At 70.4% G+C, this 531-nt stretch carries 1 protein-coding gene; it reads right to left on the minus strand.

All coding sequences use genetic code 11. The features are described from left to right. Positions 1 to 491 (minus strand): FAD-binding oxidoreductase (locus tag ACUY1T_RS22015; RefSeq protein ID WP_446025702.1); only part of this gene is annotated, 491 nt, incomplete at its 3' end. Positions 492 to 531: the final 40 nt, after the last annotated feature.

Raw genomic sequence — 531 nt, forward strand, 5'->3', positions numbered from 1 at the left:
TCGAGCACGTGGTCGCGGGTCTTGCCGTACTCGCAGCTGCCCTGGCCGCTGGCGTCGGTGGCGATCATGCCGCCGAGGGTGGCGCGGTTGGAGGTCGAGAGTTCCGGCGCGAAGAACAGCCCATGGGGCTTCAACGCCGCGTTGAGCTGGTCCTTGACCACCCCGGCCTGCACCCGCACGCGGCGGTTCTCGACGTCGATGTCGAGAATCCGGTTCATATGGCGCGACACGTCCACCACCAGGCCGTCGGTGAGCGACTGGCCGTTGGTGCCGGTGCCGCCGCCGCGGGGCGTGAGCACCACCCGGCGATGCGTTGCCTCCCCGGCCAGGCGGGCAATCCGCTCGAGATCGCTGACATGGCGCGGGAACAGCGCCGCCTGGGGCAGGCGCTGGTAGATCGAGTTGTCGGTGGCCAGCACCGTGCGGCTGGCGTAGTCCGGGGCGATCTCGCCCTCGAAGCCGGCGGCCTTCAGTGCCTCGAGAAAGCGCAGGTAGTGGGTGCCGAGGGCGGCGGTGGCGCTCGATTCGGTG

It is taken from the genome of Billgrantia sp. Q4P2, from assembly GCF_052806135.1.